Below are 14,197 nucleotides of genomic sequence, written 5' to 3'. Positions count from 1 at the left end.
GAGGATGGGTAGAGCTGATCATGACCGCGGATCCGATCGACGGCGTGTTCGCCGCGCTGGCCGACCCCACGCGACGGGCCATCCTGGCCCGGCTGGCCGGTGGCGACGCCACGGCCGGCGAGGTGGCTGCCGGATTCACGATCAGTCCGCAGGCGATCTCCAAGCATCTGAACGTGCTGGAGGCGGCCGGGCTGATCACGCGCACCCGCGAGGCCCAGTGGCGGCGGTGCAGCATCGTGCCGGCGCCGCTGCGGGCCGTCGCCGAGTGGGCCGAGCAGTACAGGCGGCTCTGGGAGCAGCGCTACGACACCCTCGACACCTACCTGGAACGCCTACAGGAGGAATCGTGAGCATCACCGTTCAGACCCCCACCGACACCACCATCGTCATGTCGCGCTCCTTCAGCGCGCCCCGCGACCTCGTCTTCGCCGTGCACACCCAGGCCGAGCACCTGCGCCACTGGTGGGGCCGGGGCAACCCGCTCGACGTCGACCTCGACTTCACGGTCGGCGGCAAGTGGCGCTTCGTCGAGCACGCCGACGGCACGGAGCACGCGTTCCGCGGCGAGGTCCGCGAGATCGACCCGCCGAACGGCTTCACCTGGACCTTCGAGTACGAGCCGATGCCCGGCCACGTCGCCGTCGAGAAGTTCGAGTTCACCGAGTCCGCCGGCGTCACCACGGTCACCTGCACCAGCACGTTCAGCGACCAGCAGGACCGTGACGGCATGCTGCAGAGCGGCATGGAGGGCGGCGCCGAGGAGTCCTACCGGGCCCTCGACGCCTACCTCGAGAAGATCAAGCAGGGTTGAGCGCGACCACCGGGATGATCCGGGTGGTCCTGGCCTGATAGTCGGCCCAGCCCGGATCGTCCGCGGCCGCCTCGGCGAAGGCGCGGTCGCGTTCCGCCCCGGCCAGCGGCGTCGCCACGGCCTCGTAGGTGCGGGTGCCGTCATCGACCGTGACCCGCGGATCGGCCAGGACATTGTGGAACCAGTCGGGGTTCTTCGGCGCTCCGGCGGCCGAGGCGATGACCACAATTCCGCTGGCGTACGGCCGGAAGCCCAGCGGCGTCGTGTGCGGCCTCCCGGAGCGGGCGCCACGGGTGGTCAGCAGGATGAGTTCGCGGTGGCCCCGGCCGGCGCGGAACTCGTCGATGATCTGTTGGTTGTACGGGTTGGGCATGGGTCGCTTTCTGTTCGGCTTCGATGACATGTCTGCGCCGAAACAGAAGGCGGGCCCCGGATCAAACCTCGGCCGGGTGCCCCACTAAGTCATGGCCCAAGGCCGACCCGGCAGTCACGCGAGACACCCTAGCGGTCACACGCCGCCGGTCACCACCCGGATTCTCGTGGTGAAGGTGGTCGGCCAATCGAGATAGTCGGCCACGGCGGCGGTGGCTTCCGGGCGACGCTCCGGTGGCACGGTGTCGAGCAGGCGCCGCCCGGCATGCGAGCCGATCCAGCCGATCAGTTGCTCGGCGTCGCGGAAGTGGCTCCTGATGTCGAGCTCGCTCACCTTCGTACGGGAAAAACCGGCCTTGGCCACCGCCGAGCGCAACGAATCCACCGAGCCGAACATGGGGTGGTGAGAGTGGTCCGGCGGCGGGTTGTCGCCGAGGCGGAAAAGGATCCGCATGACGTTGCGGTGGCGCGGATCGGGGGCGGCGAAAGAGCTGAAAGCGAGGCGGCCGCCGGGTTTGAGAAGAAGGCGGTAGGTGCTGAGCGCGGCCGGCGGATCGGGCAGGAAGAAAAGCACCATCGCGGCGGTGATGACATCGAAGGACCTGTTCGGGAAGTCCGGCTGCTGAGCGTCGCCGATCCGCACGGTGACATTGCGCAGGGAAGACGTGGCGGCGCCGGTGCGCGACACCATGCCGGCCGCCAGATCGATGCCGGTGACATGCCCGGAAGGCCCGACGAGACGGGCGGACGGCAGAAGGGCGGCGCCACGCCCGCACCCGACATCGAGCACGCGATCGCCGGGCCGCGGGGCGGCGGCCCGCACGACGGCGTCGGCCATCGGCTTGAAGAAGTCGACGCCGACACTGTCGTACTCGCCGGAGACGCGGTCGAACACGTCGATGATGTTCATTGCCCCAGCATGTCAGCCGGGCGCACCTCCGGACAGGACGGCGCCGCCCAGGCCTGCCCGGCGGTGACGGCGCGAAGGTAGGCGCCCAGATAGGCCGAGGCGATCTCGAGCGCCCGGCGCCCGTCGAGGCGGCCCAGCGGCAGGGCCCAGCGCACCGGGGGAGCGAGGCGATAAAGCGCGACATCGGTGAAGGTGAGCCGCTCGGCACCCTCGACGGTGAAGGCCCGGCCACCGAGCACCAGGTCGGCCTTCCCGCTCGGCCTCTTCCCGCCGGCGCCGACTTCTTCGCTCAGGGCGGCGGTTCCGTCGCAGCGGTCATCCGCCCGGCAAGCGGCGGCGGCAGCGGTGCCGCCGAGGCCGTGACCCAGGTAGACGACCTTCGCCGGGTCCGCGTGGCGGCCGTACTGCGTGACCGCGCGACCCGCGGCGAACCGCGCGTCCGCCGCCCACACCGCGACAAACTGCGCGCGCCGCGTCGGGTCCTGTCCGGCGGCACTCGCCCGCACCGGCCGGCCGTCGAGAACTGTCAGACCCGCGCTGTAGGTTGGCGTCACTCCGACCACCAGATAGCCCTGAGCTGCTATCCGAGACGCGAGAGCGGTGTATTGAGGCGCCGCCGCGCCCTGGTCGGGCAGCAGCACCACGACCGGAAAGGGGCCAGCCGCAAATGCCACGTCATCCCGCGTCCCCGTCCGAACGCTGCCGAAGCTCGTCGCCGCCCACCCATAGCGGTGCAGCCCTTCCCACCCCGGCGGCGCGTAGGCGGACTCCGCGCCCTGAGCGCTCGTCGCCGGATACCAGGTCCAGACCGAGAGCAGCCGCGGCGTGCCGCCGAGCGGCGCGAGCTGGTCCGTGCGCGACCGGTCCACCCACAGGTCGGTCGTCCGGCCCACTTCATAGATCCCGTCAGGGCGGAGGCTGACCGGGGCCCGTGACTGCTTCACCGCGTATGCGACGAGCCCGGCCACGACGAGCGTGACCACCACCAGCACCCGCGCCATCCGCATCGCTGAATTGTCCGGGTAGTCCGGCGCGCGTGGTTTTCGGGGTGGGGTGGGCCGACGTTAGCGGTGCCGTCGGCGCGCCTGCCCGCCGGGGTCAGCCGGTGGGGGTCGTGGAGCGGGCCCAGCGGCCTGTGGTGATCAGGGCCAGGAGGAGGACGGCGCAGCCCAGGGCGACGATGATCCACCAGCCGGCGTGGCTGGCTTGGGCGAAGTTTGCTGTGCTTCCGGCTACTACCGCGCCGATCACGGCCACCCCCAGGGACGTGCCTACCTGGCGGCTGGTCGAGGCGATGGCGGCTGCTACTCCCGCCTGTTCTCTGGGCATGCCGGAGACGGCGGTCTGGGTGATCGGGGAGTTGACCATGGCGAAGCCGAAACCGAAGACGATGTAGCAGGCGAAGAGCAGCCAGACCGGTGTGCCGGCGGTCAGCTGGGTGAGCGGCAGGATGCCGATGATGAAGGCGACGCCGGCCAGGGTCAGGGGCAGGCGGGTGCCGCGTGAGCCGACGATCCGGCCCGAGAGAGGGGAGAAGACGACAGTCATCGCGGCGAACGGCAGCGTGTAGAGGCCGGCGTGCAGGGCCGAGAGACCCCGGGTGTCCTGCAAGTACAGCGTGTTCAGGAACAGGAAGCCGGCCAGCGAGCCGAACGCCGACACCGCGATCAGTGTCGCCCCGCTGAACGGGACGCTCCTGAAGAACCGCAACTCGATCAGCGGTTCCTCGCGGCGCGGCTCGTAGATCAGCAGCGCGGCGAGGGCGGCCGCGCCCAGCAGGAAGCAGCCGAGGATCTCGGGCGAGGTGAAGCCGGAGCCGGGGCCCTCGATGATCCCGTACGTGACCGAGGCGAGCAGAACCAGCACGATGATCTGACCGACCGGGTCGAGCCGGCGCGGATGCGGCGCCCGCGACTCCGGCACGAAACGCCACGCCAGCAGGAAGGCGGCCACACCGACAGGCACGTTGACCCAGAAGATCGCCCGCCAGTCGACCGCGTGGACCAGGAAGCCGCCGAGCACCGGGCCGATCGCCAGGCTCACCCCGACGACCGCGCCCCACACGCCGATGGCCCGCGCCCGCTCCCTGGCGTCGGTGAACGTGTTCGTGATGATCGACATGGCGACCGGGTTGAGCATCGAACCGCCGATCGCCTGCACCATCCGGAAGGCGATCAGCCAGCCGAGGCTCGGCGCCAGGCTGCACAGCAGCGAACCCGCCGTGAACAGGGCCAGCCCGGTCTGGAAGACCTTGCGCCGCCCGATCCGGTCGGCCGTCGACCCGGCCAGCACGAGCAGGCTGGCCAGGACCAGCGTGTACGCGTCGATGGTCCACTGCAGCCCCGACAGCGACGCGTCCAGATCCTCCCGCAACGACGGCAACGCGATGTTCACGATCGTGTTGTCCATGCCGACGATGAACAGGCTGCTGCAGCAGATGGCGAGGATCAGGTAGCGACGCGGCACAAGATCATTTATACGCGTACGCCCGCGGAGACGCGGCAACGGTTACGTTCTTCCGCGTCTTTTATATACGCCGAATAGACGTACGGTAAACAGAAGGAATTCGATCTTCCGCCGTCTGGAGAATTGCCGCTGTGCATTACCGTGACGGCTGTGCCAGCAGTTCTCGCATCGCTCCGAAAGGCGGAGACTCCGGCCCGTCTGCGGCTGTGGGTGACGGTCATTGTTCTGGCCGCGGTCGCCCTTCTCGCCTCGACCAGTTTCCTGATGTCCCGGGTCCAGGATCAGGTCCGCGTCATCGGTGACGACGCCGCGCCGCAGGCCGCCACCGCGGCCGACCTCTATTTCGCCCTCAGCGACATGGACGCCCAGGTCGCCCGCATGGTGCTCAGCAACGGCAAGGACTCGCTGGCCAACAGCCAGACCGACGCGCTCGGCACCTACCGGGAGCGCAGCCGCCAGGCCGACGCCGACCTGCAAAAGCTGATGGCCTCCTCGGTCGGCGTGCTCGACCTGATGGACGGCCTGGCCACCTATCGCGAGCGCGTCTGGCAGGCCCTGACCGCGGGCTCCGGCGCCGCCGGCTATTACACCCAGGCCACCAACGTGCTCCACCTCGACCTGCTCCCCGAGGCCGAGCGGCTCCGCACGCTGAGCGAGGAGAGGCTCGACCGGGCGTACGCCTCGAAGCAGACCACGCAGGAATGGGCCGTCGCCCTGGCCGCGCTTCTCGGTCTCGCCCTCGTGGTGCTGCTCGTCGCCCTTCAAGTGTGGCTGGGCCGCCGCTTCCGCCGCATGCTCAACCCGGCCCTGATCGCCGCCACCCTGCTGACCGTGGCCCTGGTCGGCCCGGCCATCGCCGTGCTCGTCGTGCAGGAGCAGCGGCTCGGCGCCGCCCGCGACGACAGCCTGCGCCCTTTCCTGGCGCTCTCCTCGGCGCGGGCCGTCAGCTACGACGCCGCCGCCGACACCAGCCGCTATCTGATCAGCGACAAGCTCGCCTTTTACAAGCAGGACTTCGACCGCAAGGCCGCATTTCTGGACGGCGATGCGGGGCTGCGATCCGTTGCGGCCGGGAGCGACGTCAGCCCGTACGACAGCAATCAGGTTTTGACCCGATGGCAGGCCTATCGGGAGGCGCACGGGCGCATTCTGGCGCTCGCCGATCAGGGTCGTGACGCGTCGGCGATCGGCTATCTGACCGGCATTCGCCGCGGCGACGCCGTCTTCGATTTCTCCTATTACGACGCCGCGGTGGCCGAGATCGCCGACAACCGTCAGGACGCCTTCGACGATGCCATGCGAGAGACGTCGCAGCTGCTCACCGGCTGGACGTGGATTCCGGCCGTCGCGCTCGGCCTGGTGATCCTGCTGGTGCCGTTCTCCGTCCGCAAACGATTCGCCGAATACCGATGAGGGGACCGGCTGTGAAGATCCGTGCGCTGGCCCTGGTGCTGCTGCTGGCCGCCGGGGCCTGCGAGGCGCCGCGCACCTATGACGACGCGGCGCCGATTGCCTGCGCCGAGGGCTCCATCACCGCGCAGGGGTCGTCCGCGCAGGCCACCGCCATCAGCGCCTGGATCAAGAACTATCAGGTCAACTGCCCGAAGGCTTCGCTTGTGTACGCCAGTACAGGCTCCGGGGCCGGCCTGCGCGCCTTCTACGGCGGCACCGGCGACTTCGCCGGCTCCGACTCCCCGATCGCCGCCGCCGACGTGGCCAAGGCGACCGCCCGCTGCGCTTCCGGCCCGGCCCTCCACCTGCCCATGGTCATCGGCCCGATCGCGCTCGCCTTCACCGTGGCCGGCGTCGACGACCTGCGCCTGGCCCCCGGCACGATCGCCGCCCTCTTCACCGGCAAGATCAAGAATTGGGACGATCCCCGGATCAAGAAGGACAACCCCGGCCTGATCCTGCCGTCGACCCCCGTCCGCACGATCCACCGCGCCGACAGCTCGGGCACCACCGACAACTTCACCAAGTTCCTGGCCGCCACGGCCAAGGCCGACTGGGCTCTCCCGTCCGGCTCGGCCTGGCCCGCGCCCGGCGGCATCGCCCAGCGCGGCAGCAACCGCGTCGTCGCGGCCATCGAGAGCACGGACGGCGCGATCGGTTACGTCGAGGCCTCGTACGCCCGCTTCCACAACCTCCCGACCGCCCGCGTAGGCAACGCCGCCGGCCAGTTCGCCCCTCTGACCGACGAGGCCGCCGCCCGCACCGTAGCCGCCGCCACAATCACCGGCTCCGGCAACGACCTCCAGCTCCAGCTCGACTACACCACGAAGGACGCCGCGGCTTATCCCTTGGTCCTGGTGACATATGAGGTCGTGTGCCGCGCGGGCACGCCCGATCTGGTCAAGAGCTTCCTGGGGTACGCAGCCAGCCCCGCCGGCCAGGACGCAGCAACGCGCCTGGGCTACGCGCCCCTCCCGAACACCCTGCGAGACCGGGTGACCGCCGCCATCGATTCCCTTTGACGCTCCTGCCCTCTCGCGGTCCTGGCCAGGAAGAGGCCGCTATCGAGGGCCTCGTCGTCGTGACTCGCGGAGGAGCATGCCACCGCGGTGGATTCGTGGCCGATGAGAGTCGACAGAAGACTTCGCTGCACAGGCGACGCCTGGTTGATGCACGGCACTCGCAGAAGAATGTCGTCATTCCGGATGTTCTTGACCGCCGACGGATGACTGGTCACCACGGTTTCGACGCGCCCCTGTCCGACCATGACAGCACGCCCAACGTGAGCCCTCCGAAGAACAAGGCCAGACTGAGAGCGACGGACGCTGCGCGTCTCACGCGATTCGCGGCGGAGACTCCGGCGAGGATGAGGCCGGCTTGCGCGAAACCCAGGGTGGTCGGCACCGCCGGCAGCAATAGCAGGGACCAGCAGGACGCACGCCACGCGCGCTGGGATCCCCAGCCGCGAAGTCGGTGGAGAACAAGGAACGTCACGCTGAAAGCGAGAAGTGGAAGCAGGAGCGGAACTAATCCCAGCGACAGCGCGGTGACGTTGCCCCGCCACACGATCGCCGCGAACACGTCTCGCTCAGCGAGAAGCCCGATCATCAGTACGGGAAAAAGAACGACCGTGGCCGGGATGGCGGCCGCGAGGATGTTCGCGTAGATCTCCGTCCAAGTCGCCTGGGCGGTGCCGGTCGGCGAAACGTCGGCCGAGTCGTCGCCCACCACGGGCGCCAAGCTTGTGCGGGGCTCCGGAGCTGGGATGGCCTCCGGGCTCGGCGACCGCGACGGCACCGACCCAAGCGCCGAGGGCAGCTCCGGCCACGACTGCTCCCCACCGGAACGGGGTCCGGGTTCTCGAAGGTCGCACACGGCCACCTTGCCCTATGACGACGTGTCGGCCCACCGGCCGGACGAAACCGGACTCTCGATGAGAACCTGTTTCGCATGCGCCCGCTTCTCGAGATGCTTCGATCCCGTGCCTTCGACCCTGCTTGGCGTTTCGACGAAGCTCCCGTTCCGGTCGACTGGGCGACGCGGCGCTTCGGCGAGGTTTTCCGGCAGGGCCTGACCTTCCGCAGCGACGGTATGGTCCTGTACCCGGCCGGTGCCGCTGAGGCGCTCGAGTATTACCGGGACGCCCCGCGCGGCCCGCTCCACCCGCCCGCGACGGTCGCTCAGGTCGACAACGCGGAGCGGCAGATCGAGCGGCCGTTGCCCGAACTGCTCCGGCGCCTTTACACGGAAGTCGCCGACGGCGGGTTCGGCCCTGGTGCGCGCGGCTTCGCCCGGATCGAGGACGTGGCCGCCCTGCACCGCCGGGGCCGGGAGCACGGCCTGCCCGAGTCCTGGTTCGAGCTCACGCCGGGCGGCTGCACCATGTACTGGTACGCCGACCTTTCCCAGCCCGGCAGCCCGGTCCTGCTGTACGACGCGGACGGCTGGGACCCGCGCGACGGCCAGCGCCCCGAGGACGGCGTCCACCACGTGACCCCGTCGCTTGAGGAGTGGCTCAGCACCTGGGCCGAGGGCGGCGACATCTGGGCCGCGGCCCTGACGCAGTGATGCCCGGCGAGCGGGGCTCGCCGGGCATCGGGGCAGTGCCGGTCAGTTGCTGGTGTCGAGCAGTTGCTTGGCCTTTTCGGGCCAGGTCGCCACCGACGGCGCCGACCGCATGCCGCCGGCCACAACCGCGGCGCGCAGGGTGGTCGCGTCGGCGTCGGCAATTTGGCGGTACGTGGTGAAGCCACCCGCCGCCAAGGCGATCGCCATCTTCGGACCCACACCGGGAATCTTGGTCAGGTCATCCGGCTCAGCGACGGCCACCGCCACCGGCGCGGGCGCGGCGGCGACTTCCTCGGCCTCCGCGATCCCCGGCACAGCAGCGACGGTCTCGGTCACCGGCTCACGCGCGGGCTCGGCCACGGCAACCGGCGCGGGAACCGCCGCGACCTGGTCGCTCTCGGCAGCACCGGGAACAGCCGCAACGGTGTCGACAGTGGACACCGCCGGGGGTACCTCGGCCGCCGCGCCAACCGGCTCCGCAACGGGCCGCGGCCGCGGCGCCCGGGTCCGCTTCGGCTTGGCCGCCGGCACCGTCTCAGCAACAGTCTCAGAAACCGGCGTCGCGACGGCCGGTTCCGAAACGTCCGCGACGGCCGACTTCGGCTCCTCGACGGCCACGGCGGCCGGCTCCGGCTTCGCGTCGGTCGACGTCTCGGAGCCGGCGGACGCCTCGGAGCCGGCGGCGACAAGCGCAGGCTCGGCGGCGAGAGGCGCGGGCGTCTCGGCGTCGGCGGCAGTCTCCGACTCGGCCGCGGCGGCGACCGGCTCGGGCTCGGCGACGGGGGCCGGTTCGGCACCGATCGGTTCGACGCCGGCGGTCGGCTCGGCCTTCGTGGGCTCGGCCGGGGTGGAGGCGATCGGCTCGAGGTCGGCGGCCGGTTCGGTCGCCGTGGGGCGGGCCGGGGTGGAGGCGGTCGGCTCGAGGTCGGCGGCCGGCTCGGTTGCCGTGGGGTGGGCCGGGGTGGAAGCGATGGGCTCGAGGTCCGCGGTGGTGTCGGAGACGGTGGCCGGCTTGGCGGCGGCGGCGACGGGCTCGAGCTTCTCGGTCTGCTCCGGCTCCGTAGTGGCGGCCGACTTGGGGTCGTCGGCCTGGTTCGGCTCGATCGCCGGGACGACCGGCTCGAGCTGAGTGGCGGACTCCGGCTTGGCGGCCGTGGGCTCGTCGGCGTCGGCGTCGGCGGACTCGGACGGGGCCGGCTCGTCGTCGGCGGAAGTCGCGGCGGAAACGGGCGCTGTGGAACCGGGCGCGGCGGAAACAGAGGCGGTGGTTGCGGAAGGCGCGGCCGCTACCGGTTCGGTCGGCTCGTTGTCGGAAAGCGTGGTGGCGGGCTCGTCGGCGGCGACGGGCTTGGCGGTGGTGGGCTCGGTGGGGACGGGCTCGGTGGCGATGGGGTCGGGGTCGGCTGTTGTGGTGGTGGCCGCGGTGGACTCCGGCGCGGTGGCGGTGTGGTCCTCGGTGGCCGGAGTGGGGGTGGCGGCCACGGCCGCGGAAGGCGCGGTGGTGGGCTGGGCGGCGACGGGCGTGGGCGCGGGCTTTTCGGACTTGCGGTTGGAGCGCAAGAGCCAGCCGGCGGCGAAGCCGATCACGACCCCGGCAATGAGATAAACGAATGCCATCAAGGGCCTCCGGACAACGAGGAATTCAGATTTAGCGCGCAGCTTTGCACATCTCGCTGTTCGGGCACCATGAGGGTGGTACCGACGGGGCGACAGCGCCTACCGGCCGTCAGTGATTCGTCACTGATGGATGAGAAATTAAAGGGCGCCGCCGCGGGGGACGGTCCCGCGGCGGCGCCTACCCGATCTCGAGGGATCAGGTTGAGGAGCAGGCCGTGCCGTTCAGCGTGAAGCCGGACGGCGCGGCGCTGTTCCCGGTATGTGTGGCCTGGAAGCCTATGGTGGTTGACGCCCCTGGGGCCAGAGTTCCGTTGTAACTCGCGTTGCGGGCGGTCACCTGGCCCGAGGCCGGACTGTAGGTGGCGTTCCAGCCGGACGTGATGGTCTGACCGGCCGGCAGGGCGAAACCGAGGCTCCACCCGTTGATCGCCGCGGCGCCGGTGTTGACGATCGTGAGCTGGTCGGTCAGGCCGGTGTTCCAGGCGTTCACGGCCACGGTGACCCGGCAGGCCCCCGCGGTCGGCGGCGGCGTGGTGGGCGGAGGAGTAGTAGGCGGAGGAGTCGTGGGCGGCGGCGTGGTCGGCGGGGTAGTGGAGTCCAGGCCGAAGAACGTGATGGCCAGGCGGGCCATCCCGCTCAGCGGCAGCGAGTGACCCACCCCGGCGACGCTGATGCCTTCGACGGGCGCCTGCGCCGACGTCGAGCCGTACCGGGTGCGGGTCCAGCCCGACTGCGGCGAGTCGGTCATCGCCGGCGTCTGGCTGACGCCGAGCACATTGGTCCACTGCTTGATGGCCTCACCGAAGTTCGGATACTGCAGCGTCGTGTCGGTGGTCCCGTGCACGAGCTGCATGCGCGGGCGCCGGCCGCTGTATCCGGGGTAGGCCGCCCGTACGAGATCGCCCCAGGCCTGTGGGGTCTTCGAGACCTGCCCGTTGGCGCAGGCCGTGTTCCAGAGCGACCCGTCGGTCGTCGCGAAGCAGCCGAACGGCACACCCATGTACGCGGCACCGGCCGCGAACACGTCCGGGTAGTCGCCGAGCAGCACGTTGGTCATCATGCCGCCCGACGAGGCGCCGGTGACAAAGGTGCGGGCCGCGTCCGTGCCGTAGCGCTGCTGCACGTAGCGGACCATCGACACGATGCCGACCGGGTCGCTGTTGCCGTCGTGCTTCAGCGCGCCCTGGGTGGACACGTCGAAGCACTGGCCGCTGCGGGTGGCCGACGGATAGATCACGATGAAGCCGTACTGGTCGGCCAGGGAGGCGAACTCCGTGCCCGAGTAGAAGGCGGGCCCGGTGCCGGTGCAGTAGTGCACCGCGACCAGCAGCGCCGGTGCGGTCGGGAGCCGGTCCGGGACGTACAGATGCATGCGAAGGTTTGTGGGGTTGGTCCCGAAGCCGGTGATCTCCTGGAGCGAGGCCGCCGAGGCGGGCGCGACAAAAACAAAAGCGGCAACGAGAGCGCCGACGAAAGCGGCGAGCAGGCGCTTGATCATGACTGGGCCGCGCAGGTGGAGGTGGACGGGCCGGTACCGGTGCCCTGGAAGCCGAACTCGGTCGAGCCACCGGCGCCGACCGATCCGTTGTAGGACACGTTCGTGAAGGCCGAGCCGCTGCGCGTCGCGTTCCACGTGTTGGTGACGGCGGCGCCCGAGGGCAGTGTCACCGTCGCGGTCCATCCTCGGATCGCGGAACTTCCGGCGGTGACGCGGACGGTGGCGACGAAGCCCCCGTTCCACTGGTTCAGCGTGATGGAAGTCGTGCAGCCGGCACCCGTCGGAGGCGGCGTGGTGGTGGGCGGAGGAGTGGTGGGAGTGGTCGTCCCTCCGTTGAGAGCGTCAAGAGTCGCCGTGTAGGCCGCCTTCTTGTTGCCGCTGCCGTCGAACAGCAGCGGCGTCCCGCTGGCCCGCCACGAGTCGGAGTCGCGGATGCCCCACACGGTGATGCCGTTGCAGCGCGTCACGGCCAGGCAGGCTCGCACCACCGCGGCGAACGACGACGCCTGGGCCGTGCCCGATCCCTCGATGTCCAGCTCGGTGATCTGCACGTCGACGCCGAGGTCGGCGAAGCGCTGGAGGTTGGCCTGGTAGTCCGCGGGCAGCGGCGACTGCGCGTTGAAGTGCGACTGGAAGCCGACGCAGTCGATAGGAACGCCGCGCGCCTTGAAGTCCTGCACCATCGCGTAGACCGCGTTGCTCTTCGCGTTCTGCCCGTCGGTGTTGTAGTCGTTGTAGCAGAGCTTGGCCGCCGGGTCGGCCGCGCGCGCCGTGCGGAAGGCGACCTCGATCCAGTCGTTGCCGGTGCGCTGGAGGTTGGAGTCGCGCCGCCCGCCACCGCCGCCGTCGGCGAAGGCCTCGTTGACCACGTCCCACGAGTCGATCTGGCCCTTGTAGTGGGTGGCGACCTGGGTGACATGGTTGACCATGGCGTTGCGCAGGGCGGTGCCGCTCAGGTTCTGCGCCCAGGACGGCTGCTGCTGGTGCCAGGCGAGCGCGTGGCCGCGTACCTTCTTGCCCTGGTTCTTGGCGAGGTTGACGATCTGATCGGCGGAGCCGAAGGAGAAGGTGCCCTGGGACGGCTCGGTGGCGTCCCATTTCATCTCGTTCTCCGGGGTCACCGAATTGAACTCGGTGCTGAGGATGTTCGCGTAGGTCGAATCGCTGAGTTTGTACGCGGCGACGGCCGTGCCGAAGTAGCGGCCGGTGGCCGCCGCGGAGGCGCCGAGCGTGGTGGCCGCGTCGGCGGAGCCGGCGAGGAACACACCGGCGGCGGGGATGACCAGAGCGAGGGCAAGGAAGCGGGATCTCATGCCGAAGCCTTTCCAAAACGCATGAAAGCGGCGGAGGCTTGCCCGACCTCGTGTGCCGCACCTGAAAGACAGTGACCCGGATCGATCGAAACTTTAACGAGTTGTTCCGGAAGATACAACGGCCGATTCCCGTAACTTCCGGTATTCGTAGGCCGGGCGGTAGCGGTCGTCGAGGAGCGTCAGAAGGCTCAGCAGCACGACGAAGAAGAGGGTGGCGCCCACGTTGAGGTCGCCGCGGCCCAACAGCCACGCGGCGACGATGACGAGCCCGGTGTTGAGCACCAGCCGGGCGGCGAAGGCGCCGGCCATGGTGGCCGCCTTGAACGAGGTGCCCGCGACCCACAGCGTGACCGCCGCGTTCACCACCACGAAGGCGGCGATGCCGAGGAAGAGCTCGAGGCCGGTCGAGCGCAGATCCGGCAGGAGCTCGCCGAAGATCACGCTGAGCAGGCCGATCAGGACGACCTTCTCCAGGGTGGCGGCGGAGAGCACCCGCGGGGTCGTGACGGAAGGCGGCGGCAGCGGGTCGGCGTGCACGTGCCACGACCAGTCCGGGCGCGGCAGGCGCGGGCGGGCCCAGATCCACACGCCGATCGCGAGGCCCACGGCCACCAGGGCGACCACCGCCGCGGCGACCGGATAGGCGGCCACGGTGTCGGTGACGTCGAGCTGGGCGATGTGGATCCACCACTCCTGCGGCAGCTTCACGAAGATCCAGATGGCCGCGGCCAGAAGGCACCACCAGCGGAATCCGTACCGCGTCGGGTTCCAGCGCAGGCGGACTATCTCGTACGCGATGAAGAAGTATTCGAAGGTGTTGGGGAAGATCAGCAGGATGGCCCGCCACCCGGTGAACTCGAACAGCACGACCCCGGCCAGCCGGTAGAAGTAGAGGAACCGGGCGATCTCGACGGCCGGCATGCTGGCCCAGTTGCGCAGCGTGGCCAGATAGGCGATGGCCAGGTAGTAGACGTCCATGGCCTTGTCGTAGTTCTGGTAGCCGGGCGGGTCGTAGCCGAAGGTCTGGAAGATCGTCTGGTCGATGCCGTCGAGGACCAGCGCGGCCACGATGGCCGGCAGCGGGAACCGCGGGATGAACAGCGGGACGATGAAACGGGCAGTCACCACTACCAGGAACACTGTTGTCGCCCCGGCGCTCATGCATAGACCGTCGTTGTGCCGGGCGCGCC

The 14,197-nt window shown here is 70.0% G+C and carries 14 protein-coding genes; 5 read left to right on the top strand and 9 right to left on the bottom strand.

What is annotated here, in order from left to right:
* Nucleotides 1-20 precede the first annotated feature (20 nt).
* Nucleotides 21-350, top strand: coding sequence for an ArsR/SmtB family transcription factor (locus CRP55_RS21305; protein WP_097321885.1), 330 nt, complete (start codon nucleotides 21-23; stop codon nucleotides 348-350).
* Complete coding sequence (locus CRP55_RS21300) at nucleotides 347-811, top strand: SRPBCC family protein (protein ID WP_245923244.1); 465 nt, start codon at nucleotides 347-349, stop codon at nucleotides 809-811. The genes CRP55_RS21305 and CRP55_RS21300 overlap by 4 nt, the downstream gene beginning before the upstream one ends.
* Here the strand turns inward: CRP55_RS21300 and CRP55_RS21295 are convergent.
* From CRP55_RS21295 to CRP55_RS21280, 4 genes are all read right to left on the bottom strand, one after another.
* Nucleotides 798-1,184, bottom strand: coding sequence for a nitroreductase/quinone reductase family protein (locus tag CRP55_RS21295; RefSeq protein WP_097321884.1), 387 nt, complete (start codon nucleotides 1,182-1,184; stop codon nucleotides 798-800). The two genes, CRP55_RS21300 and CRP55_RS21295, sit on opposite strands and share 14 nt — an antisense overlap.
* A gap of 135 nt (nucleotides 1,185-1,319) precedes the next feature.
* The gene (locus tag CRP55_RS21290) at nucleotides 1,320-2,093 is read right to left on the bottom strand and encodes a class I SAM-dependent methyltransferase (RefSeq protein ID WP_097321883.1); all 774 of its coding nucleotides are present in this window, start codon (nucleotides 2,091-2,093) and stop codon (nucleotides 1,320-1,322) included.
* Nucleotides 2,090-3,100: an alpha/beta hydrolase gene (locus tag CRP55_RS21285; RefSeq protein WP_097321882.1), complete on the bottom strand. Its 1,011-nt coding sequence runs from the start codon at nucleotides 3,098-3,100 to the stop codon at nucleotides 2,090-2,092. The genes CRP55_RS21290 and CRP55_RS21285 overlap by 4 nt, the downstream gene beginning before the upstream one ends.
* Nucleotides 3,101-3,191: 91 nt before the next feature.
* Nucleotides 3,192-4,559: an MFS transporter gene (locus CRP55_RS21280; RefSeq protein ID WP_097321881.1), complete on the bottom strand. Its 1,368-nt coding sequence runs from the start codon at nucleotides 4,557-4,559 to the stop codon at nucleotides 3,192-3,194.
* Nucleotides 4,560-4,709: 150 nt separating this feature from the next.
* Here CRP55_RS21280 and CRP55_RS21275 point away from each other — a divergent pair, with 150 nt between their 5' ends.
* Entirely contained in the window at nucleotides 4,710-5,972 is a 1,263-nt protein-coding gene (locus CRP55_RS21275) for a GlnX family signal transduction membrane protein (protein ID WP_097321880.1), read from the top strand.
* Nucleotides 5,973-5,983: 11 nt separating this feature from the next.
* Entirely contained in the window at nucleotides 5,984-7,033 is a 1,050-nt protein-coding gene (gene pstS, locus CRP55_RS21270) for a phosphate ABC transporter substrate-binding protein PstS (protein WP_097321879.1), read from the top strand.
* Between the two features lie 211 nt (nucleotides 7,034-7,244).
* Here the strand turns inward: pstS and CRP55_RS21265 are convergent, their stop codons facing one another.
* Nucleotides 7,245-7,742 (bottom strand): hypothetical protein, encoded by a 498-nt coding sequence (locus CRP55_RS21265; RefSeq protein WP_097321878.1) that lies wholly within the window; start codon nucleotides 7,740-7,742, stop codon nucleotides 7,245-7,247.
* Nucleotides 7,743-7,961: 219 nt separating this feature from the next.
* Between CRP55_RS21265 and CRP55_RS21260 the strand changes: the two genes are divergently transcribed.
* Nucleotides 7,962-8,579 (top strand): SMI1/KNR4 family protein, encoded by a 618-nt coding sequence (locus CRP55_RS21260; protein WP_097321877.1) that lies wholly within the window; start codon nucleotides 7,962-7,964, stop codon nucleotides 8,577-8,579.
* 42 nt (nucleotides 8,580-8,621) lie between these two features.
* Here CRP55_RS21260 and CRP55_RS53155 read toward each other — a convergent pair whose 3' ends face one another.
* The 4 genes from CRP55_RS53155 to CRP55_RS21240 all read right to left on the bottom strand — a co-directional run bounded on the left by CRP55_RS53155 (nucleotide 8,622) and on the right by CRP55_RS21240 (nucleotide 14,168).
* On the bottom strand, nucleotides 8,622-10,196 hold the full coding sequence (locus CRP55_RS53155) for a helix-hairpin-helix domain-containing protein (protein ID WP_097321876.1): 1,575 nt from the start codon (nucleotides 10,194-10,196) through the stop codon (nucleotides 8,622-8,624).
* 196 nt (nucleotides 10,197-10,392) lie between these two features.
* Nucleotides 10,393-11,694, bottom strand: a complete 1,302-nt coding sequence (locus CRP55_RS21250; RefSeq protein WP_097321875.1) for an extracellular catalytic domain type 1 short-chain-length polyhydroxyalkanoate depolymerase — start codon at nucleotides 11,692-11,694, stop codon at nucleotides 10,393-10,395.
* The gene (locus CRP55_RS21245) at nucleotides 11,691-13,007 is read right to left on the bottom strand and encodes a glycoside hydrolase family 10 protein (RefSeq protein ID WP_097321874.1); all 1,317 of its coding nucleotides are present in this window, start codon (nucleotides 13,005-13,007) and stop codon (nucleotides 11,691-11,693) included. The genes CRP55_RS21250 and CRP55_RS21245 overlap by 4 nt, the downstream gene beginning before the upstream one ends.
* 93 nt (nucleotides 13,008-13,100) lie before the next feature.
* Entirely contained in the window at nucleotides 13,101-14,168 is a 1,068-nt protein-coding gene (locus CRP55_RS21240; RefSeq protein WP_097321873.1) for a hypothetical protein, read from the bottom strand.
* Nucleotides 14,169-14,197: the final 29 nt, after the last annotated feature.

Origin of the sequence: Paractinoplanes atraurantiacus (assembly GCF_900215205.1) — a bacterium.
Taxonomy (GTDB): Bacteria; Actinomycetota; Actinomycetes; order Mycobacteriales; family Micromonosporaceae; genus Actinoplanes; species Actinoplanes atraurantiacus.
This window is presented reverse-complemented; position numbering and strand designations above follow the sequence as displayed.

What these genes read in the sequence shown, in the direction of transcription:
- CRP55_RS21305 (WP_097321885.1), top strand. Translation starts at nt 21, where the DNA reads ATGACCGCGGATCCGATCGACGGCGTGTTCGCCGCGCTGGCCGACCCC.
- CRP55_RS21295 (WP_097321884.1), bottom strand. Translation starts at nt 1,184, where the DNA reads ATGCCCAACCCGTACAACCAACAGATCATCGACGAGTTCCGCGCCGGC.
- CRP55_RS21290 (WP_097321883.1), bottom strand. Translation starts at nt 2,093, where the DNA reads ATGAACATCATCGACGTGTTCGACCGCGTCTCCGGCGAGTACGACAGT.
- CRP55_RS21285 (WP_097321882.1), bottom strand. Translation starts at nt 3,100, where the DNA reads ATGCGGATGGCGCGGGTGCTGGTGGTGGTCACGCTCGTCGTGGCCGGG.
- CRP55_RS21260 (WP_097321877.1), top strand. Translation starts at nt 7,962, where the DNA reads ATGCGCCCGCTTCTCGAGATGCTTCGATCCCGTGCCTTCGACCCTGCT.
- CRP55_RS53155 (WP_097321876.1), bottom strand. Translation starts at nt 10,196, where the DNA reads ATGGCATTCGTTTATCTCATTGCCGGGGTCGTGATCGGCTTCGCCGCC.
- CRP55_RS21250 (WP_097321875.1), bottom strand. Translation starts at nt 11,694, where the DNA reads ATGATCAAGCGCCTGCTCGCCGCTTTCGTCGGCGCTCTCGTTGCCGCT.
- CRP55_RS21245 (WP_097321874.1), bottom strand. Translation starts at nt 13,007, where the DNA reads ATGAGATCCCGCTTCCTTGCCCTCGCTCTGGTCATCCCCGCCGCCGGT.
- CRP55_RS21240 (WP_097321873.1), bottom strand. Translation starts at nt 14,168, where the DNA reads ATGAGCGCCGGGGCGACAACAGTGTTCCTGGTAGTGGTGACTGCCCGT.